Origin of the sequence: Methanosarcina siciliae T4/M, from assembly GCF_000970085.1 — an archaeon.
Taxonomy (GTDB): domain Archaea; phylum Halobacteriota; class Methanosarcinia; order Methanosarcinales; family Methanosarcinaceae; genus Methanosarcina; species Methanosarcina siciliae.
The window spans coordinates 4,005,598-4,025,920 of the sequence record NZ_CP009506.1; the positions used below are offsets into that span (position 1 = coordinate 4,005,598).

Consider the following 20,323-nt stretch of genomic DNA (forward strand, 5'->3'; position numbering starts at 1 on the left):
CTCCTTTCTAACACATGAACCCATAAATTCTGTTCATACCCAGGCCTTTAATTTGAGGCTTTCAACTGGAAGCTCCCCATACTGCCTTTTACTTATATCCGAATCTTCAGCCAGGATTTTAACCGAAAAACCTGCCTTTTTGAGAAGGCCCAGGTACTCCTCTTTTAACGAAGCCCCGGCGACACATCCCGAAAGCAGGTCGCAGTCGTTTTTAAGGTCTTCGGGCAAATCTGCCAGGAGGACCATGTCCGAAACATACATCCGGCCTCCTGGCTTCAGAACCCTGAAAGCTTCCCTGAAAACCTTTTCTTTATCCGGCGCGAGGTTAATCACGCAGTTGCTGATAAAGACTAAAGCTTGATGTTGTAGTTGTTGGATATGCTTAAATTCAGAAAAGGGGTTTATTCTTTATGAAAGATATGGAGATATATGCCGCGAGATTGGATAAAGTTTTTGAGAACGGGCGGAGGCCGAATACAAATCTAGAACTTATGGCCAAGTTAGTCAGAAAAAAGAAGCATGAGGGGATCAAGGAGAACACTTTGTGTATGTATTACAAAGCGTTTACCGTATTCGCCGAGTGGTGTAAAAAAGATATTATGGCCCTCACCGAGGATGATGTTCTTGACTTCCTCGATTCCATGGACGAACATACATTCGTTCGTGGTGGGGTCACAAAGCACTACTCCCCGGAGACTATAAAATCATACAAGATTAATCTAAGATCCTTTTTTAAATACTTGAAGTTGGAAGACTGCGCTTTACTGATGCGGGAAAGGGGTAGAAAAACGTCGAAACTAATAGACAAGAATGAGCTTCTAACCTTTAATGAAATTACGTTAATGGTAGATGCTGCGCAGTCGCCCAGGGACAAAGCTGCAATTATGACCCTGTATGAAGCTGGGCCCCGTAAAACAGAATTTCTATCTTCGCTCGTAGGGGATGTAGAGTTTAACGACTATGGGTTTAAACTGGCATTCAGAGTACACTCTAACGAGGATAAATTGAAGACTGGTGAAAGGTCAGTACAATTGGTTCACACAGCACCATACATGCGCCAGTGGGTTGAGATGCATCCATGTAAGCTCAAAAACGGCCAAACGGATCCAAAAGCCCCGCTATGGACATCAAATTATATTCGGAATACCAGAGACGAAAATGGAAAAATAATTGGATCTGAGTGGGTGAAGCTCTCCGGATCGGGACTGTGGGAACAACTCAGGGAAATTGGTAAAAAAGCTGGAATTCAAAAACGAGTGAACCCGCACAGCTTCCGGCATGTGTCCTGTACAAATAATGCTGAATCGCTTACAGACGCACAGCTCCGCACATATTACGGGTGGGGGCAGGGTAGCCCAATGCCGAGCCGATATACACATGACCCTGGAACGGATGACACCATAATAAAGCGCGCTGGGTTGACGAAAACGGAAAGTGAAGCCTCCGCAATGCGGAGCGGTAAATGCCCCAGGTGCTCAGAGCTTAACCTCACAAGTTCATTGTATTGCCGTAGGTGCGGCATGCCGCTAACCAGGGAAGCAGTAACGACCACCGAAAACATCAAAGCCGAGTTCATGGAACAAATCAATGCAGACGAGTTCATGGAATTGAAAAGAGAACTCGCGGAGATTAAAGAGATGATGAAGGGCTGAATCGTGAAATTTTCTATCCCATCCTGGTGTTTGGGATTGGGTACTCGGCCTTACATTCATTTTCCAAAGCGCCCAGATACTCGGACGGAAAAATATTTAAATACTCATCTCCGAATTCATCCAAGAGTATTGAAATCGAGGTCTGGGTTTGAGGATCGCTCTCTAATGTTGTTGTAATTTCACGCATCAGCCCCTCATATGTACTCAAATCTAGATTACACCGTATAAAATCTAACTCAAGCAGACGCTCAAAAACCCGAAGGACAGCATGGTTTTTATAATATATTTCGTATGCCTTTTTTAACCACTCGAGGAATATTTGAGTTCCTTTATCGACTTCGCCGAGGTTACATAATTTAAAAATACCTGATGCAAACGTTCGATATTTATACATATCGAGAAAATTCATATACTCTGGCATAGACGACATTTTGACATAACTGTCAGGATGCAGTACAAACCGTAACACTTCGGGACTTGCTCTCAAGCAGGATTTGACGACCTGTTTATCAGTTTCGTATAACTGATAACCTTTGTTTTCCATCTCATTTTCAAGAAAATCGACCAAAGATGGTACCGCTTTAGCGTAAAACGTGGATGTCATGAGAAGTTCTGGTGTGATGTTGCCCTGAGTAACAACCACATGAATTTCTTTCACAGTCTCAAACGATGTTATTAATTTGTAGTGGTATTTAAGGCCTCCACCTTTACCACTTATCTCAATTGGTTTTCGTTCCAATATACCTGACTTGACGAGTTTCTCGCAGTGTTTACCCACTGTCCCCAGATTTAATTCAGGCGTACTGGCTCTAGCAATGCTAACCGGAAGTGAAAAATCATTACCCTCTTTTAAAAAATATTCAACAATTCTAATTCCATGTCCTGTAATTTCTGTGGCTTCTGTACTCAATGACCCCATGTAATACACCACATTATAATATTATTTCACTATACATAAACGTATCGCTACAATTTATCGTACCGATACGGAGATATTAAAAAAACCGTATCGATACGTTAAAACCTGAAATACCGTATAAAAATATGTCTTTTTATCATTAGAGGCTGTATTACATCCTGATGAACGCAAACAGACTTGAAGTAATCTGTTTTCGCCTCTCAGAGGACGGAAAAGAACGAGGAGAAACACTTGCAAAGACTCTGAAAACCCCATTCCGCACACTGCTTAGGGAATGGACATTGCAAAGAATTGAAGAGGAAGAAATAAAAGCGAGAATAACACCGGTCCCGCAGGCCCGCCAAGACTCTGAGAGGACCGGAGCACCGAGAAACGCTTAAAGGAGGTTACCCGGCATGAATAATGAATCTACTTCTAATATCAATTTTTCTGAATGGGCAAAACGTACATACGCAGAGCACCATGAAACCGTTGAGCATATGAAAAACAGCTCTGACCCGTTAGACAGGGCAATTGCGAACAGGATTACATGTGTCGCGGGGGTGGGGCAATGAATCGTTTTGCGGCGAAAAACGAGGTCAAAAACTATCGTGATGGGAGGCCCGGCCAGGACAATCGAGCAAAAGGGAGTACATACCAAACCCAACACACTGTGTATTCAAATAACTCTAAAGTACATAAAGATGACTGTCTGGAAAATGGTAGGCAAATCCTGGGTCCCGTTGTGATATTCGAAGAAGACCCCGGTGATCCCCAGCTGCTTGAAGTGGTGGATATAACAGGAGTTGCAGGCGTAAATCCTTCTGTTCCAGTTTTCGGGATAAACGATGTTACCAAGCTTGAAGTTTCGTCATGGATTACAAAGGGTGAATTTTTCAACACTTGTCTGTGCAACTTGGGCGTTTCCTTCAGCATCCACGGAGGCAGTCCTTTATGATTTCATACCCGGGATACAGAGCACGAAAAAAGCATAGGCAGGTACAGCCCTCGACAGCGGAAGACACCCATGAAGCAAAAAACTTCAGAGAGGAGTCACACTCGGATAACGACGAGGGAAAGTACGGATTTTGGGAGCGGTGAGTATGAACGCGTCTGTAATACTCCGTGCTGTGGCCAAGGCTTGCTTTGAGACATCAATTAAAATTATTTTTATCTGCTCAACGGTAGCGGTGCTTATTCTGGCTGCAGGGGCGATATAATGGAGTCAGAAAAGGAAATCTACTGCACCGGAACGCATCACCTGGTATGCCCCCACTGCGGCGAAGAGCAGGGATGTAGTGACGTGGATCTGGACGATTACGATGACGCATTTGAATGCCCCCACTGCGGAAAAACATTCGAATATGAGCGCGAATGTATCGCTCTATATTATTCGAGAAAGGGGGGGCGTAATGACGGGTCTACCCCTCTATGGGGGCCGGTCTGATGGGGTCAGAAACGGAGTCTATGACCGCAGAACAGCTTTGGAACAATACGAAGCCTATTAAATGCAGCATCGGACAGCAAATGGAGTATGAACCCCCAGCCGGTTCATTAATGGCCAGGCTTCGGAGCAAGTACAACAAACTCCCGGACCTTGATCCCGAACTTTGCAATTTTATAATCACAGATCCCACAATAGACGAATTAATAAATACAGACTTTGAAAAAGTAACAAATCCTGGGAATGTATACAGAAAGCTAACCGGTAAACTGATCGATTTTACAGATAAAGAAATCGACCTGATTATCACAACCTATGCAAAATCTAACTTTTGGGAGATGATCCCGGAAGGAAGCAGGATGGAACGCATCCAGCAGATAAAGGAGGAAAAGAAAGAGAACGAGAGAGTAAGTAAAAGGCGACCAGACAAAACGGACAAAACGAAGATAAAAGTCCCATTCAAAGACGTGGGCGACAAAATAATGAACACCTATAGCCTGTTTGTAATGGCAGACACTAAAGAATTTTATGTATATATAAACGGCGTTTATAAAAACGAAGGAAGCGAACTATTCATAAGGGCAAGAATTCGAGCAATATATGGGGACCTGTACGAAGAAAAATTAAGAGACGAATGCCCAGACATAGACGATGTAGAAAGACCAACACCGGGCTCTAAATACATTCACGAAGTACTTGAATATATAAGAGACTGTGCATTTATCCAGCGCCGGGAGATTGACCAGAGGCAATTAAACTCGCGTTATATAAACCTTACAAATGGGTTGTTCAACCTCGATACGTGGAAATTGGAACCGCATGACCCGGAGTATTTAAGCATATCACAAATACCGGTTACATATGACACCAAAGCAAACTGCCCGGAAATAAAAAATTATCTCGTTTCCTGCGAACTTGAAGAGAAAAATGTTAACCTACTGCTTGAATTTGCGGGATATTGTCTTATTCCTGATGTCAGTATGCAAAAGGCTTTGATGCTGTATGGTACCGGCTCAAACGGTAAATCGGTTTTTATTAACCTCTTAAAGAACATATTGGGAAAAGGTAACGTAAGTAGTGAAACATTACAGGACCTTGAGGAAAACCCTTATAGAGTCGCGAACTTATACGGCAAACTTCTAAACGCTTTCCCGGACCTGAAAGATAGTACATTACAGACAAATGAAAAATTCAATACCCTAACAGGAAACGATACAGAGCTAATGGCTGAGCGCAAATATCAGAATTCTTTTTCTTTTAATCCTACTGTGAAACTGATGTTCTCAGCCAATCGAATTCCATTCGCTTACTCGGACAACTACGCATACTACAGAAGATGGATGTTAATCAAGTTCCCGCGAACCTTCGAAAAAAACGAAATAGACGAGCACCTTATAAACAAACTAACGACTGAACAGGAAAAAAGTGGGTTTTTAAATCTAATGCTTGCTGGACTCAAACAGGTAATTCAAAACAGAAAGTTTTCATATGACATGGATGTAACGGAAGTCACAGAAGTATACCGTTTAAATTCAGATAACGCAGCCGTATTTGAAGAAGGATGCTGTAGGGATTGCGAAGGAGACGAAAAACCGACACATGCAAAACTCGTTTTCAAATATTATACAATATGGTGCGGTCTTAAAGGTGTGACACCTTTAAAAGAGTCTGCTTTCAGAAACCGTATGGCCAAACTCGGACGTAATTATAGAAGGAGTACAGAATATAACAAGGATACGAAGAAGTCAGACAATATATATTTTTACGAGGGCACTTATGTATACCCTACAGAGATTAAATAATGCTCGAACTTTTTAATAAATCTAAAAAAGAAAAAACATACTCTTTTCTTTCATTCCCCATTTTCCATGCAATACGATGACGTTTTTTCAAAAACGTGTTGATTATTTGCAACTTTAAAAAAAAAATAAATCTATTCCATTTTGTATTTTTGCATTGGAATAGATTTTTTCAAGGGACATGATACCGTTTTTAACTTCTTATATTCCGTTTTTTCCCCTATTGTTATCTCTACATTTCAATCTATATAGTTTTTCTATATAGTTGTTGCTTCTAAGGCAAACAATAGTAAAAAAGTGGAATATAAGAAGTTATAAAAATCCTTTTGATATCGTTTTTCATCTATTCCATTTCGTTTTTTCATTTTGGAATAGGTCGTTATTAGGATACTTACACCGTCTGCCGCTAATCTTTTACATTTTCGGTTATAAATATAAAAATCATCCTGTTGCTGGAAAAACGTTTTTCCCATCTACCTTCTAATCCTTTTTTGAATGTTGTGTGTTATAATCCCCATCTTTTCTTCCGGTTCTCCCGGTTTCCCAAGTCCCACCATCATAACTTTCTCCCTATTGAGGTCCTTCTGCATTTCCCTTAATCCAAATAAGATATACTTTACTTGTTTTTCTATGTTTTCAATTGTCATAATGAACCTTATTGAATTCGAAATATTTATTTACTTTAACCTCATTCTGAACGTTAGTAAATCAAGTTTACTTGATTTACTTGTGTGGGCGAATTGTCCTTACAAGATCAAACATGTTCAGAGAGTACTTCCCCCTTTTAACTCTCTGAATGTGAGAAGAGTAGGGAGTATAACCCCTCGTTCATTTTCCTCTTTTTATTTTTTTCTCCTGGCCTTCTTCGGGTAGTCAGTTCCTTAAGATCATGTCCTCATTACTAAACAAGACATAATAACTTATCAATTAAGACACTAAATATTATATAGTATAATGTCTAATTACATATTGGTGATAAAAATATCCTGTAGCGAATTCTTTGGATTGAATGCCGATGACTGGGAACCAGTGAAGGCATCAAAAGGTGAAAATAAGGGACAACATCCAGTTATTGCGAGCAATGGCACCGTATACGTTGACCGTACAAGAGCGGGTGAAGATGTCCGGGTATTTATCAGAAAACAAAGAGAAGCGAGCGAGAAATAACCTTAGCAATAAAATAGGGGGGTAAGATTGAATGGTAATCAGAATTGACGGAACTCCTGTACAGAAACAGCGGTGGATGTCTCATAGAAAAGACGGTAACGAGTTGCCGCTTGAATTGCAAAACAAAATCAGAGAGATGAAACAAAAGGGAGCAAAGAACAAGGAAATTATAATGGTTCTATGCGTGTCCTCAAAATCAATAAAAAAATATGCAGTGAAAGGTTGAATTAAAAATGCAGCCTCCTGAAACGGGGGAGAGAGTATTCAAAAAAATAAAAGAGGATGATAAAAAGTAAAGATGAATTAAATTGGAGGGATCTACAAGTGTATATAAAAGCAGGTTGCCCTGTATGTGGCGAGCCAGTATGGTTCGATGTCGATCTTACGTTTGAAAAGGAAAAACTCTACACCGAAGAACAGGCATACAAATTCACTATGACAAATCTAGAAATAACAGACGTCGTTACCGAATCGGTTTTTGTTAAATCTGTTGTGTCATGTATTTCAAAACAGTGCCCTGGTGTGGTCGAAACCGATGCCTTAAAAGAGGTACTCAATGATAAATTCGGGATCACCGAACCTTATATAGACGAGTTCGCCGAAACGATCAAAGCCGAACTTGGGAAGCCAAAGAAGAGGCAGAGGAGTAGACGCTCGTCAACTCATCAATGATTAAGTTGTAAAGGCAGCGGGAAGGTCTATACATCTTCGTGTGCGGCGGATTGAGACCTTCCTTGTCATACTATATTGTTAAAACCTCTACATATAAAAAATCTTTTTTAACTTACACTTCTAATTTTTTCGACCTTCTAACCGAACATAATATCAAAATATCCTTCTAAGATTCTGGTATATCTACGATACTTTTATAACTATTTTGTTCCGGAATAAGTCCTTTTTCCTCATGTTTCGTTCGGTCTCACTCCATGCAAAGGTATATAAAGAAGCCCTTCCTTAATATCATAACAGAAAAAGTATTTAAATAATGCAATAAAAATATAATTGGAGTGGTGGTAGTGGTGAATAGACAAGACGCATACCTCGAAAGAAAGGCAAAAAAAGAGAAGCGGGCAAATCAAATAACCCTAGATTTTAGAATTCCAACAGGTCTGAGAATAGAAATTCAACGCCATGCGAAGCGATACAAGACCAGTGAGACCGACCTCATTCGCGTGTCCCTGGAAAAGGTCGCAAACCAACTCAAGTACGTCAGGTCGTTCGAGCTGTTCCGGTCAGATGAGGGCGACGCTGAACGCATGCAGGTTTTGATCAATAAACAAGCAAAAGCCGCGCTCGATTCCGCTGCTGATGGTTTCGGAATCTCTAATTCATTATTGGTTAAGACATTGCTAATCCAGGCAGTGAGCGCACTCGGGGAGGTGGAGCAGCTGTGAATGAAACTTCTTTGGAATATAAAATCAGCAAACTCGATTTCTCAGATCTGAAAACGCAATTAGAAGAGCTATCAAAATTAAAAACTAAAAAAGATAAAAAAGCAAAGTTGGCCGAATTTCTTGAAAGGGAGGGTAACAACTAATGGCTTACACCAGAACGCTTTCAAACACAAGCAAGCTCGCAAACATCAACAAACAAGAAATCCGGGAAGCAATCCAGAATGCTACCCCTACCACAATTTCAATCCAGAACACACAGAGAGAAGCAGCGCACGCAAAAGTACAAAACATGTTAAATCAGGTTCAAACAACCCCATTAAACAGGGCCCCTACAGAAACAGAACTCTCCCTCATGAAGCGGTCCCATGCCATAGAAACAGCCTATAACGAAACCCAGAAGCAGGCAGCACAAGCAGAAGCAGGCCAGGGGCTCGGATATACAGCACGTCCCGAGGACCTTCTCCAATTATCCGGGATCCAGACAGAAGAACAAAGCCCAAGCTATACATACTCAGTATACGACTACCTGGGCCGTGAGCAAACAATATCAGAAAAACAGTATAACCAGCTTGCAGAAGCCAGCAAAAGCAACACTAACTCAAGCCGGGTCTATACGGTCATTCCGGAAGAGGTCGCAAACTCACAGGCCGACTGGTGGATAAACTCTCAGGGTCTCTATGAGTGGGTACCTGTAACAGCAAGTGACAAAGCACACTTAGCTAAGATCAACAAACAGCGCGCACGGTCCGGGCTGCCTGCCAGAACAACCCTAACAAGTGGAGCGTCACCTTCCCAGGAATACTCTGAAAAATGGTACTCAACCGGGGGAAAAAGAACAACAGTACAACATAATGAAAAGCTTGCAAAAATGAAAGCAGGGAGCAGCGCAAACGCAAACGCAAGCGCAAAATCCAGAACTGCTCAAGATGCAAAAGCAACAGTCATTTCAACCGGAGCACAAAAAGAAGCCATTGCACTATCAGAAGAATCAAAGATTAGGAACCCCCTAACCAAATATGAATCAAAAGATGATTATCTTTCGGTGATGACAGCAAAGAAGGAAGCCGCAGAAGCTGCAGAAAAAGCCAGAGCAGCCTATAACCCTATTCTGGATGTATCAGGAAATGAAATCGCAGGCATAGAGGTTAAGGGGGCCAGCCGGGAAAGCACAGCAGGCATAAAGGGCATTATCTCCGGTGAGGGTTACTATTCAAGAGACCAGGCCGTAAGCGAATATAAAACACAGAAAGCAGCAGAGAAAAAGGCGGCAGAGGCACGGAAAGACCTTTTAGCCGGTACCCAGGACTGGTTAACAGCCCCAGGTGAAACCGCAAACATAGATCGGAGTACACTTCAAAAACTCGAACTTATCCCCGCAGGAACAGCGGCTATAACTTCAGCGGGTATGGGGTTGGGACTAGTTGATAATACCGGTATCGCTGAAAAATATAAGGACTTCAAGGAATCAGGCAAGACAACGGCAGATTATGAAAACAGCCCACTTTCTAACATAACGAAAGCTGCCAAATCCACAGCACTGAAGATAGACGATGCCATAAAACCGTATTTACCCGAAGCCGAAGATATTAAACGCGGGATCGGTGACTCTGGGATAACTGATTATGGGTACCTTAGTTTTATAGGTGGAACAGCCGAAAAAGCGATTGAAGTTTTGACACCTGCCATCGAGAAAAACCCGGAGCTTGCAGACAATGCAGCTAAAAAAGCACTGGATGCAATAGCCGGCGTTAAAGATGTACCTGCTGATATTGCTATCAACGAATACGAAGATTTCCAGGAAAGCCCAACGGGGTACACTGCTGAACAGGCCGCATTAATCGCAAGCGGTTACGCATTCGGTGCCGGGGCAAAACTGGCAACCATCTCATCAAGAGAACTCCTAGAAAAGGCCGGGGCAAAAACATCGGCTAAATTAGTTGAACCGGTTTTAGCTCTTGGTATGACCGGGGTACTCGGTTCGGAAGCAGTAACAACATATGAAGAAAGTGGCGTTAAAGGGCTTGAAAAGTTCGGGGTTGATCTTGCTGTCGGAGGCATCGGATTCATAAAAGGTACAAAACACGCCTCCGCTCTTTGGGATGCGGTAACCGTCAGGGGGTCCGAACTTCCTGTTGAGTCGATGGTTTCGGAGGATGTACTGACGGGCAAATCTACACTTCCTGAAACTAAACCAACTCAGAGCGCGGAGAGCATCATCAAAGACTTCTCAACCCCTGAGGGTACGGCGAAAGGTTGGCATGCATCCGGCGACATCATGAAGGACCTAACAGTGAGAGGGGTAGACGCAGAGGGTAATATATTTAAAAGCAGACCGGGCGATAATCCGGGCCTTTACATCTCAGGGGAACAAAAAGGCCTTAGTCCTCATTTCCTCCGGGTCAAAACTGTAACAGATACAAGTCCTGCGCCTGTTGAGATGGCTTCAGGGATGTTATCAACTGCTAAATCGACTGGTGGCGTGATAAAGGGGACAGCTGGTAAGGTAATCGGGTCATCGGAAGAGATATTCGGCAGGGCCCTTAAATTGGAAAAACTTCAGTCTAAAGGGGCTGAATTAAAAACAAAGAGTAGTAAACTTGCTTCTGATAGTCTTGAAAGCATGAGCTCCCCACTTCACCCGAACGCTATGCATATTGAGGTCACTGGTGGAGTAAAAAGGCTACCAGTTGATGTTAGGGGTAGTGTCTCAAAATCGGATCAGTTCCTTGCCACAAAGGCAGAAAAAGGTTCTGCATACTTGACTACAAAACTCGAAAGAAACATTAAGGGCGGTGTAGCGGAACACGAAGCAACCATTACCCCCGGTACAGAGTTAAAAATAATCTCTGACAACCAGTATTTTAAATACAGCGGTCGCAGGGTTCGTGTGAGGGAAGCCCAGACAGTCCGGGAGCTTACAGGGGAAGGCAAACTAATCCGAGACCCTAATGTTAAAGCGCGGACAGTTCGGGACCTGGTAGGAGAAAGCAGGACTATTAAGGAATTAAACCGGGACTATGGCACAGCAAAAGGTGTAAGGGGAAACTATGTCCCCACGGGTAGGGACCTGGTCCGTAACTCATCACTTGACTCTATGCAAGGCCCCGCATACTCGGAAATAACCGGGTCTACTCCAATAAGGCGGACATCTACCCCTACAAGCCCGTCGTATACACCGACCAGAAAGGCAGCTGACCCGATCGGTTCAACTTATCAACCGTCTGGGCGGGGTTCTAGTTATAAACCGCTGTCTTATCCGGGCTATACTCCCTCAAAATATTCGGATTATAAACCGCTGTCTTATCCGGACTACACTCCTTCAAAATATCCAGACTATACCCCGCCTCAGTATCCCGGTTACACTCCTCCAAAATATCCGGGCTATACCCCTCCAAAATATCCAGACTATACCCCACCTCAGTATCCCGGTTACACTCCACCGAAGTACACACCTCCACCAACCGACCCGATAATAAACGCGCCGGATGCATTGGGGAAAAGAAAACAGACTGAGATAATAGACTCACCTGTGATGTTCGGGCGACGTGTGAAGCATCACTACGTGAAAGACCCCGTCTCGTTCGTCCTGGGGACTGCAGGTAAAAAAGGTAGGAAAGGGGGCTTAATATGAAATTGAAGTTTATGAAGAGGATATTTAATTTTTCTCAACCTCTTGCAAATGATAAAGTCCCTGGATGGTGCTGGCGAGCGTGGGATCGGTGGGCGCTTAAGGTTGGACGTCATGGGGGGTGCCCTTACGATACGACGGTAGAATTCAAAGGCCGAACTTTCAAATACAAATGCACGAATGTATCACACGGACAGGGTAATATCACGTACTACTGGAGCCGGAAAAGGTGGAGGTGGTAATGCCTCCCACCGAATCAATTTTGGAAGATGGCGAACCGGACATTATCGACATTCAAGTGCCACCGGGGCTATATCAGCAGATCGTTATAGGTATAAAACAGGCTTATAACGCTGGTTTCATAAGCACGCTAATGAATGAGGAAAGCACATATCCTCTTGCAGAATTTTTGTTAACCCTTGAAGAAGGGCATGAAAAGATGAGGCGTTAAACATGCTTCACCATTACGTTTACGGTCGTGATGTGAAATATTGCCCTTCATGCGGGTCCGGCTCTGTTGTAAAAAGAGTAAGATATCCAAAAGGTCTTTATCGCTGCAATTCCTGCGGCCATGTATTCAGGACACCAGCTGTGAGGAACAAAAAGAAAGTTCGTAAAGATACGAACAAATATATCAGTACTCATTGATATGTTGATTTGTCAAGATCTCAAAAACTTTTCTTTTTTAAACATTGGAATTATATAAACATTTTGAGGCGTTTTAAGGCGTTAAAAATTAAAGGTTAATATAGTTTGTACCTATTTTTTGTAATCGTTGAATCATGGGGTTATTACAAAGCCCTGTAAAGGCAAGAGAAGTAGGGAAGTTTTTGATAAAACGATTTCGTACTTTGTTCGTAACTATACGAACGATTGCCGCAAAAATATCCAGGAGAATTTCCCTATAGAAAACAGTTTTAACTTTTTAAGGACTTTAAGGTGCCTAACATTTTGTAAATTATTTAGAAAGTAAAGGGATTAGTATATATATCGACACACTCAATTACATTACGACAATTTGATAACTACGACATCTTATTATAGTGACTGATAATAACATCCACCGAACGATCGTCAAGCGGAAGAGCTTCAATATTCCCCTGGCGGAACTCAACATTTGAGTAACCGTACTTTCGGGCATTTTCCTGAGCTTTTTCAACCATTTCTTGGGTCATATCGACTCCAATAACCTTTCCAGAGCTTCTAACCCTCTGTAAAGCAAGAAAAGAATCAAAACCCGCACCTGAGCCCAGATCCAGGACTATATCCCCGGGTTTCATTTCTGCAAAAGCGGTAGGATTTCCACAGCCAAGCCCCAGATTTGCATCGGGCATAGCCTGAACATCCGCTTCCGAATAGCCAAGAGATCTGGAAAGGTCTGCTGCACTCAAATCCCCGCAGCACCCCCTACCAGAGCAGCAAGAACCTCCTAAAGTTGCAATATCCTGATACTTCTTTTTGATAACTTCTTTTTTTTCAGTGGCATCCATTCTTTTACCCCATTCCATATTTTTCAGATTCTCCTTTTTTATCTTGAAGTTTATTTTCAATTTCCTCACAACAAACCCCGGAAATTTGCCGCCCATCACAACAGGGCTTTACATCCCGAATCCAGAGAGATACTAGCAAATCCCTGATCTCCTTATTTTTGATGCTGTAAATGATGTTTCTGCCCTGCCGTTCATACTTCAAAATTCCAGCTTCAACAAGAACCTTCAGGTGCTTTGACACCTTTGTCTGGTCTTTTTTGTAGGGAAGAATAATCACAGGCGCAGTAACTATGCTCCAGCAGGTAAGAAAGGATAGTAAGCCGGATTCCATTCCCCGAGAGCTTTAAAGAACTTTACTTTACTACCAAACATGAATATATGTGCATATGTGCATTTATCCAGATATTATATGTAATAAAAGCTTACCTGGCAAGAAACAGTAAATCTGAAACAGTAAATCTGAAACAGTAAATCTGAAACTAAAAGGCGTTAAGGGAAAGAGTGATCAGAAGAAAAAAATAAAAATAAAAACCTGCTTTGCTTATTTGCACGTGTCAAGCAGGCCTTTCTTTTTGCCCCCTCTATGTTCAGATGGATGTATAGGCTCAACTTTAGCTTCTTCGGATTCAACTTTAGCTTCTTCGATGTCTTTCTGTTCTTCCTCTAAAAGCGCCTTTCTTTCTTCCTCATCGTATTTTTCGCAGCTCACCAGAGGTTTTTTCCTGCCTCCACGTGCCTTTTCCATAGGATCGATAGGTTCAACCTTAGCTTTCTCTGTCATAATTAATCCTCCTTGTATATGCAGAGTAACTCGTGCCAGTTTACATATAATACATTCCTGCTCAGAGAATTTGTTTGAACTCTGAAAAGAAAAAAAGTAAAGATGAAGGCCTGTTTACTTGCAAGTATCAAGAAGACCTTTCTTCTTGCCTCCCCTCTGTTCGGAGGGGTGTATCGGTTCAACTTTGGCTTCATCTGTTTCTTGCGGTTCTTCCTTTTTCTCTTGTTCTGGCATAGATTTAACTCCCCTAATCAGTTTGCGCCTTTGAAAATAATACTTTTACCTTAAGTTTCAATCCAATGTCCCTGGATCCTGCTAACCTTTGAAGGTTTCCCAATTTTCAGGCCTCATCGGATTGTATTTTCAACAACCCTCAATCCACGGGATATTAAGACAGATTATCAGATTCCATCGCGGCGAACAAACAACCTCCTGATTAATAATTAGTTATTTGCCTTTAAAACGGATGGCTCTATTTCAAACCCCTTACCTCTTCTTCTCTTCATTCCTCCTTTTTTACTATTCCCGGATAAAATGGATTTGGGAAATTTGCCCCTAATTTTATTACACCTCACAGATTTATTAAATTTTTGTAAAAAGGACAAAAGAACCTGAAAAAGATGTTGATTATTTTCAAACAAGTTGTCAAAAAACAGATGTTTATAAATTCTTACAAATTCACTAAAAAGATGGAACAAAACAGGTGGTGTAATTAAAATTATTTGGGAGAATATATATCCCATTAATCATTATAAGGAGAACGTCCGTGCGGAAAGGTAAAAGGACAGGACCCCGCAAAAAACTCATTACACTTAAATTTATCCTATCATTTGTTCAGAAGATATGCTTTTACTCAGGAAAATGTGATCTCATGGCATATAGAATACTGGAAAAGGAAGAAATTGCCCCATCGGTGCACAGAATGGTAATAGACGCCCCTGACGTGGCAAAGGCTGCAAAAGCCGGACAGTTCATAATCCTCAGGATTGATGAAAGGGGGGAAAGAGTTCCTCTTACAATTGCGGATTTTGAAGAAGAGAAAGGTACGGTTACTGTAATATTTCAGGAAATGGGTAAAACCACAAAACAGCTTGCAAAGCTTTCTGCAGGCGATTCCCTTGAAGATCTTGTCGGGCCCCTCGGAACCCCTGCCGACATCAGAAAGCTTGGCACAGTAATTCTTGTAGGAGGAGGAGTGGGAGTTGCTCCGATCTACCCCCAGGCAAAGGCTTACACAGGTGCAGGCAACAGGGTAATTTCAATAATCGGTGCCCGAAACAAAGACCTCCTTATCCTTGAAGACGACATGGAAAAAGCCAGTTCCGAACTGTACATAGCAACCGATGACGGGTCAAAAGGACACCACGGGTTTGTAACCGATATCATGAAAAGGATCCTGGACAGTGGTGAAAAGGTTGCAAGGGTCGTAATTATCGGACCTCCTATCATGATGAAAGTAGGAGCAGGTGTTGCTTCCCCCTATGATGTGGAAATACTTGTCAGCCTGAACTCCATAATGGTAGACGGAACCGGGATGTGCGGAGGCTGCAGAGTTACGGTCGGCGGAGAAACGAAGTTTACATGCGTTGATGGCCCTGAATTTGACGCCCGGAAGGTTGATTTTGTCCAGCTTATGAACAGGCTTGCAATGTACCGCGGCGAAGAGGCAAAAGCTGTGGAAAAGTACGAAGAGGAATGCAGGTGCGGACTGCACTGAGAAGGAGAGGATGAAAAAATGCAAGAAGTACAAGGAGAAAAAACGGGAAAAACAAAGAAAGAAAGAACCCCGATGCCAGAGCAGCCCGCAGAAGAGCGCAGGAAGAACTTTAATGAAGTAACCCTCGGCTACACAAAAGAAGATGCCCTTGCCGAAGCTTCTCGCTGCCTTGCCTGCAAAGACCCGAAGTGTGTTGAGGGCTGCCCTGTGAATGTGGACATTCCGGGCTTTATTCAACTTATCTGCGAGGAAAACTTTGAAGGGGCAATCGAAAAAATCAAAGCCACAAACGCCCTCCCTGCAATCTGCGGCCGCGTCTGCCCCCAGGAAACCCAGTGTGAAGCCCGCTGTGTTCTCGGGAAGAAGAGTCAGCCCGTTGCAATCGGAAGGCTTGAGCGTTTCTGCGCGGACTATGAGCTCGTAAAGGGTGTGGAGGCCCCTGAAGTCATGCCCCCGACAGGCCAGAAGGTAGCAGTTGTGGGTTCCGGTCCTGCAGGGCTTACTGCCGCAGCAGACCTTGCAAAGCTCGGGCACAAAGTAACAATCTTTGAATCCCTGCACAGAGCCGGAGGAGTCCTGAGTTACGGCATCCCCGAGTTCAGGCTTCCGAAAGAAATTGTGAGGCAGGAAGTAGAATATATCAAAAAGCTAGGGGTAGATGTCAAACCCAATTATATCATTGGCAGGATCAAGACCCTAGACGAACTCTGTGACGATTTCGATGCCGTCTTTCTGGGTACGGGCGCGGGGCTTCCGAACTTCATGAGAATCGAAGGCGAAAACTTAAACGGTGTATATTCCGCAAACGAATTCCTGACCCGCGTAAACCTCATGAAAGCGTATGACCCCGAATATGACACAACAGTCAGGCACGGAAAACATGTGGTTGTTGTGGGAGGCGGAAACGTGGCAATGGACGCAGCCCGCTCTGCTCTCCGCCTTGGCGCCGACGAGGTAAGCATAGTCTACCGCCGCGGCGAAGACGAGATGCCCGCCCGCCGGGAAGAAGTCGAGCACGCCAAAGAAGAAGGCATAACTTTCAGACTCCTTACAAACCCTATCCGTATCCACGGGGACGAAAAGTTCAACATAACAGGCGTCGAATGCATAAAAATGGAACTTGGAGAACCCGATAAGTCCGGCAGGAGAAGCCCTGTCCCTGTAGAAGGTTCGGGGTTCCTTATCCCTGCAGATGTTGTGATAATCGCCATAGGCACCTCCCCGAACCCGATCATTTTCAAAGGCTCGGAAGGCCTTGAACAGAACAGGCGGGGCACTGTTGTTGCTGACGAGGAAACCGGCGCAACATCCAAATGCGGAGTCTTTGCCGGCGGAGACGTGGTCACAGGTGCAGCAACAGTAATCAGTGCGATGGGCGCAGGTAAAAAAGCTGCAAAGGCAATTGATGCGTTTTTGAAAGAAAAGTGAGACAAAAAATAAAGAGAACAATTGTAAAGATGAGATAAAAGAAAAACTGAAAAAGCTTCTTTTACTACTTTTAATTTCTTTTATCTCGCCTATTACCTGTGATTTTTTGAAGAACCGTTTACTCAAAAACTAGAGATCATATCAAACTCTTTTTCCGCCCGAGAATAACGGCCATTTTCCATATATCTGCAACCAGCTTCAAGATGAGGCAAATCTTTTTGCACCATAGTCAAGAACCCATACATTTCAGTAGCTTCCACAGAAACTTCTGAGCACTCCGAATCTTTTAATTTCTCCAGAATCTTTTGGGATTCAGAAAATTTGTCAGCAGCATTCCCAAATTCATCTGCGGCTTTACCCCATTTCTCAGTGTCGGCATAATTCATTCCGTTGAAAAGATATTCAGATCCGTCCATATACAGGTACATTCCACTCATCATTTCTCTAAATTCCTCGCACATATTTCCGCTGGTTTCCAGGTCGGCTCTCAATAGAATAAAACTATTCTTCTGTTCTACTGGAACCGAATCAAGATCGATCCTGAAGATTTTTTCTTTTGCCGAAATTAATGAAGTAGACGACTCGTTTAAAGCTCCGTTCACCATGTCAAGTTCTTTTTTACCCAGGTTAAATTCTCCAGAATACATATATGCTAAGGATTTATCAAAATGTTCCATAGCTATAAGCAGATATTCCAGAGAGCGAACCCTATCCAGACCGCCTTCAGCTAAAATTTTATAATTCTGAATATCTTTGTTTTCCTCTTCGTAATCCGAGGAGATATCATTAAGAATTCTTTGAGCATTCTCAAAATCTGCCCTCGAGGCTTTAAGGTTCTTTTTTGCAGCCGTATAGGTGCCAGACTCTATGTCTTCTTTTATAGACATAATTCTGCTTTCAGCATTGTTGATAAGTAAAAAAGAAGTATCGAATTCCTCTGCAGCAGAAACTTTATTATCTACTTCTGCAGCAGAAGCTTCATCCTCCACACATCCCGAAAAAATAATCACCAAAAAGAGCCCCAGAAAAATAAGACTACTTCTTCCCAGTATCGCTTTATTTCTTGTGTCCAGATTTCAACCCCCCAATAATACTAAAGGAAAATAAACTTTCAGAGATTCGTGTTTCTCTCAATGAAAACACGACATATTGAAAGCCAAAACACCTTATTTGAAAACATTCCTCTAGTAAATAAAATAGAGTTTGCACTTTAAGATTATAAGTTTTTCTATAAATGAACATTAATTAAGATATAAATTTATTATTTGTGTTTATAAAATAAGATGTGACCAAATAAAAATTTGACTAAAATAGGAACAGGAAAAAATGGAAACAGGAAAAAATAGGAACAGGAAAAATAAAAAGAGGGAATGTTAAAAATATTAAACGATCTCAAGAACCACTTTCAAAAGCACGACCAAAACAACGATCAAAAACAAGGTCCATAAAAACGGCAAAATCACCCTGAGAAAGAAATACAGTAATATTGCGATTAAAATTAATTGTACTAAAGAAAGTTTTCTTCTTCCCACACGCAGGAAGCGACGATTGAATCCGTGAGCCATGCTGTAAACCTTCCAGAGTTCTCTTTTTTATAAGTTAACTGTCACTTTCTTATTATATTTTTCGTCCATAGATAGGTATATATTTTAAAAAAATACAGGAAATTAACCCGAAATGAAAGAAAAAAAATTGAAACCTGCATCTATTTAAAAAATATTATATTGAATGTTTAAAAAGTTTAGTCGGAAAAAATTCAATAGCAGGTCTGCTGGGAATCGAACCCAGGTTCGGAGCTCCGGAGGCTCCAGTGATATCCTCTACACCACAGACCTTCATTGTGAAAAAGTTACGCCCGGTTAACTGACATACAGGAATGCAATCAGTTAACTGGCTGTTTATAGTGCCAAATAGCTTATAAATTTAATCCTCAATCAAATTATAAATATTCTTAAAGAAAGTTGATCAAAAGAAACTTGCTGCAGGCCAATTTAAAGATTTCAGGATTTATATTGGGTTCAGGCTATTTTGGTTCAGGCTATTTTAGTATCTAGTTCAGAATCTCACTCTTCCCACTTCTCCCCATATTTTTCTTCAAACACAAGTTCCGAAAGGGCTTTCCTTGTAGAAGTTCTTTTTCCGGGGGCGGGATCCCCTATAGCAAGCACTGCCATAAGTTCGAGCTTTGATGGGCAACCCAGGATTGAATTAACCTTTTCATGCTGGTTCAGGATTTCTCCGAGCCAGACTGCCCCCAGGCCGAGCTCACAGCAGGCAAGGAGCATGTTCTGGATGGAAGCCCCTATTGCCTGGATATCTTTTGTCCTGTTGTACGAATTTTCGGAATCAAGGAAGGCTGTGATAAGTAAGGGGGCTCCTGCCACTGTTTTAGAATAATTAGTGCATTCCGAGAGCTTCTGTATGGTTTCGGGGTCCCTGATAACTGCGAAACGCCAGGGCTGGTTGTTCAAACCGGAAGGAGCCCAGCGGCCCGCATTGAGGATTGTGTTGATTCCTTCCTTGCTGATGAGTTTGTCCGTAAACTCCCGGACACTCCTTCTATTGATGATGGTTTCAATGACTTTGCTTTCTCCTGTTACTGGCATATTTTCTCTCCTGATTGAATTTTCAATTTCAGATTTATGAACTTTCTGTTAAAAGATTGAAATCAGGTTATAAAACATAATTGAAAAACGTTTTCGTAGTAAAGGAAAGAATTCTTTCACTCCTGAGCCAATTCCTTCAATTCAATATTTGTCTCTCTTAATTACGATATCGGATCTTTGAGTAACTTTTATCTGGTTGGCAGGCCGGTAAAGACCCTCAGTGGCGCGGGAAAGAAAGATTGAAAGTTTCTAGCTCCGGGTATCAGAATAGATCAAACAGTTAGTGAAAGACCACCGGTCAGAAAAAAGTCCCGAAGAA

General features: G+C 42.3%; 22 protein-coding genes, 1 tRNA gene and 2 pseudogenes. 16 read left to right on the forward strand and 9 right to left on the reverse strand.

The window, feature by feature from the left end:
• Positions 1-33 precede the first annotated feature (33 nt).
• Positions 34-351: pseudogene (locus tag MSSIT_RS16745) on the reverse strand (methyltransferase domain-containing protein); the annotation flags it as partial.
• Positions 352-410: 59 nt separating this feature from the next.
• Here MSSIT_RS16745 and MSSIT_RS16750 point away from each other — a divergent pair.
• The gene (locus tag MSSIT_RS16750) at positions 411-1,652 is read left to right on the forward strand and encodes a tyrosine-type recombinase/integrase (protein WP_048173665.1); all 1,242 of its coding nucleotides are present in this window, start codon (positions 411-413) and stop codon (positions 1,650-1,652) included.
• 13 nt (positions 1,653-1,665) lie between these two features.
• Here the strand turns inward: MSSIT_RS16750 and MSSIT_RS16755 are convergent, their stop codons facing one another.
• Positions 1,666-2,562 (reverse strand): hypothetical protein, encoded by an 897-nt coding sequence (locus tag MSSIT_RS16755; RefSeq protein WP_197080293.1) that lies wholly within the window; start codon positions 2,560-2,562, stop codon positions 1,666-1,668.
• A 170-nt stretch (positions 2,563-2,732) separates the two neighbouring features.
• Between MSSIT_RS16755 and MSSIT_RS16760 the strand changes: the two genes are divergently transcribed.
• The 5 genes from MSSIT_RS16760 to MSSIT_RS16775 all read left to right on the forward strand — a co-directional run bounded on the left by MSSIT_RS16760 (position 2,733) and on the right by MSSIT_RS16775 (position 5,796).
• Positions 2,733-2,951 carry a hypothetical protein gene (locus MSSIT_RS16760; protein WP_048173667.1) on the forward strand — a complete coding sequence of 73 codons (219 nt, stop codon included), beginning with the start codon at positions 2,733-2,735 and terminating at the stop codon, positions 2,949-2,951.
• A 15-nt stretch (positions 2,952-2,966) separates the two neighbouring features.
• Entirely contained in the window at positions 2,967-3,125 is a 159-nt protein-coding gene (locus MSSIT_RS23665; RefSeq protein ID WP_156158892.1) for a hypothetical protein, read from the forward strand.
• Positions 3,122-3,508 (forward strand): hypothetical protein, encoded by a 387-nt coding sequence (locus MSSIT_RS16765; RefSeq protein ID WP_048173668.1) that lies wholly within the window; start codon positions 3,122-3,124, stop codon positions 3,506-3,508. Before MSSIT_RS23665 ends, MSSIT_RS16765 begins: the two co-directional genes overlap by 4 nt.
• A 261-nt stretch (positions 3,509-3,769) precedes the next feature.
• Entirely contained in the window at positions 3,770-3,997 is a 228-nt protein-coding gene (locus tag MSSIT_RS16770; protein ID WP_048173669.1) for a hypothetical protein, read from the forward strand.
• Between the two features lie 20 nt (positions 3,998-4,017).
• Positions 4,018-5,796, forward strand: a complete 1,779-nt coding sequence (locus tag MSSIT_RS16775; RefSeq protein WP_231589946.1) for a DNA primase family protein — start codon at positions 4,018-4,020, stop codon at positions 5,794-5,796.
• Between the two features lie 470 nt (positions 5,797-6,266).
• On the opposite strand, the gene MSSIT_RS23670 is transcribed toward MSSIT_RS16775, so the two are convergent.
• Complete coding sequence (locus tag MSSIT_RS23670; protein WP_156158893.1) at positions 6,267-6,440, reverse strand: hypothetical protein; 174 nt, start codon at positions 6,438-6,440, stop codon at positions 6,267-6,269.
• Between the two features lie 307 nt (positions 6,441-6,747).
• On the opposite strand from MSSIT_RS23670, the gene MSSIT_RS23675 reads away from it, so the two are divergent.
• The 8 genes from MSSIT_RS23675 (at position 6,748) to MSSIT_RS25780 (ending at position 12,630) form a co-directional block, all read left to right on the forward strand.
• A complete protein-coding gene (locus MSSIT_RS23675) occupies positions 6,748-6,960 on the forward strand; it encodes a hypothetical protein (RefSeq protein ID WP_156158894.1) in 213 nt (70 codons plus the stop codon).
• Positions 6,961-6,991: 31 nt separating this feature from the next.
• Positions 6,992-7,186 (forward strand): hypothetical protein, encoded by a 195-nt coding sequence (locus MSSIT_RS16785; protein ID WP_048173672.1) that lies wholly within the window; start codon positions 6,992-6,994, stop codon positions 7,184-7,186.
• 98 nt (positions 7,187-7,284) lie between these two features.
• Positions 7,285-7,632: a hypothetical protein gene (locus MSSIT_RS16790; RefSeq protein WP_156158895.1), complete on the forward strand. Its 348-nt coding sequence runs from the start codon at positions 7,285-7,287 to the stop codon at positions 7,630-7,632.
• A gap of 335 nt (positions 7,633-7,967) precedes the next feature.
• Positions 7,968-8,354 (forward strand): hypothetical protein, encoded by a 387-nt coding sequence (locus tag MSSIT_RS16795; RefSeq protein WP_156158896.1) that lies wholly within the window; start codon positions 7,968-7,970, stop codon positions 8,352-8,354.
• Complete coding sequence (locus MSSIT_RS23680) at positions 8,351-8,497, forward strand: hypothetical protein (protein WP_156158897.1); 147 nt, start codon at positions 8,351-8,353, stop codon at positions 8,495-8,497. The genes MSSIT_RS16795 and MSSIT_RS23680 overlap by 4 nt, the downstream gene beginning before the upstream one ends.
• The gene (locus MSSIT_RS21430) at positions 8,497-11,985 is read left to right on the forward strand and encodes a hypothetical protein (protein ID WP_052721707.1); all 3,489 of its coding nucleotides are present in this window, start codon (positions 8,497-8,499) and stop codon (positions 11,983-11,985) included. Before MSSIT_RS23680 ends, MSSIT_RS21430 begins: the two co-directional genes overlap by 1 nt.
• A 238-nt stretch (positions 11,986-12,223) precedes the next feature.
• Positions 12,224-12,433: a hypothetical protein gene (locus MSSIT_RS16810; protein WP_048173676.1), complete on the forward strand. Its 210-nt coding sequence runs from the start codon at positions 12,224-12,226 to the stop codon at positions 12,431-12,433.
• 2 nt (positions 12,434-12,435) lie between these two features.
• Positions 12,436-12,630, forward strand: a complete 195-nt coding sequence (locus MSSIT_RS25780; protein ID WP_156158898.1) for a hypothetical protein — start codon at positions 12,436-12,438, stop codon at positions 12,628-12,630.
• A 395-nt stretch (positions 12,631-13,025) separates the two neighbouring features.
• Here the strand turns inward: MSSIT_RS25780 and MSSIT_RS16815 are convergent.
• The 3 genes and pseudogenes from MSSIT_RS16815 to MSSIT_RS16825 all read right to left on the reverse strand — a co-directional run.
• Positions 13,026-13,472 (reverse strand): annotated as a pseudogene (locus tag MSSIT_RS16815) (methyltransferase domain-containing protein); the annotation flags it as partial.
• Positions 13,473-13,476: 4 nt separating this feature from the next.
• The gene (locus MSSIT_RS16820; RefSeq protein ID WP_231589947.1) at positions 13,477-13,803 is read right to left on the reverse strand and encodes a hypothetical protein; all 327 of its coding nucleotides are present in this window, start codon (positions 13,801-13,803) and stop codon (positions 13,477-13,479) included.
• A 210-nt stretch (positions 13,804-14,013) separates the two neighbouring features.
• Complete coding sequence (locus tag MSSIT_RS16825; RefSeq protein WP_048173677.1) at positions 14,014-14,253, reverse strand: hypothetical protein; 240 nt, start codon at positions 14,251-14,253, stop codon at positions 14,014-14,016.
• An 871-nt stretch (positions 14,254-15,124) separates the two neighbouring features.
• Between MSSIT_RS16825 and MSSIT_RS16835 the strand changes: the two genes are divergently transcribed.
• The gene (locus MSSIT_RS16835) at positions 15,125-15,970 is read left to right on the forward strand and encodes a sulfide/dihydroorotate dehydrogenase-like FAD/NAD-binding protein (protein ID WP_048175011.1); all 846 of its coding nucleotides are present in this window, start codon (positions 15,125-15,127) and stop codon (positions 15,968-15,970) included.
• 18 nt (positions 15,971-15,988) lie between these two features.
• Complete coding sequence (gene gltA / locus MSSIT_RS16840) at positions 15,989-17,398, forward strand: NADPH-dependent glutamate synthase (RefSeq protein ID WP_048173679.1); 1,410 nt, start codon at positions 15,989-15,991, stop codon at positions 17,396-17,398.
• A 122-nt stretch (positions 17,399-17,520) separates the two neighbouring features.
• Here gltA and MSSIT_RS16845 read toward each other — a convergent pair whose 3' ends face one another.
• The 3 genes from MSSIT_RS16845 to MSSIT_RS16855 form a co-directional block, all read right to left on the reverse strand.
• Positions 17,521-18,387 (reverse strand): hypothetical protein, encoded by an 867-nt coding sequence (locus MSSIT_RS16845; protein WP_231589949.1) that lies wholly within the window; start codon positions 18,385-18,387, stop codon positions 17,521-17,523.
• Positions 18,388-19,161: 774 nt separating this feature from the next.
• A tRNA-Arg gene (locus tag MSSIT_RS16850) sits at positions 19,162-19,233 on the reverse strand.
• Positions 19,234-19,461: 228 nt separating this feature from the next.
• On the reverse strand, positions 19,462-20,004 hold the full coding sequence (locus MSSIT_RS16855) for a nitroreductase family protein (protein ID WP_048173681.1): 543 nt from the start codon (positions 20,002-20,004) through the stop codon (positions 19,462-19,464).
• Between the last annotated feature and the right edge of the window lie 319 nt (positions 20,005-20,323).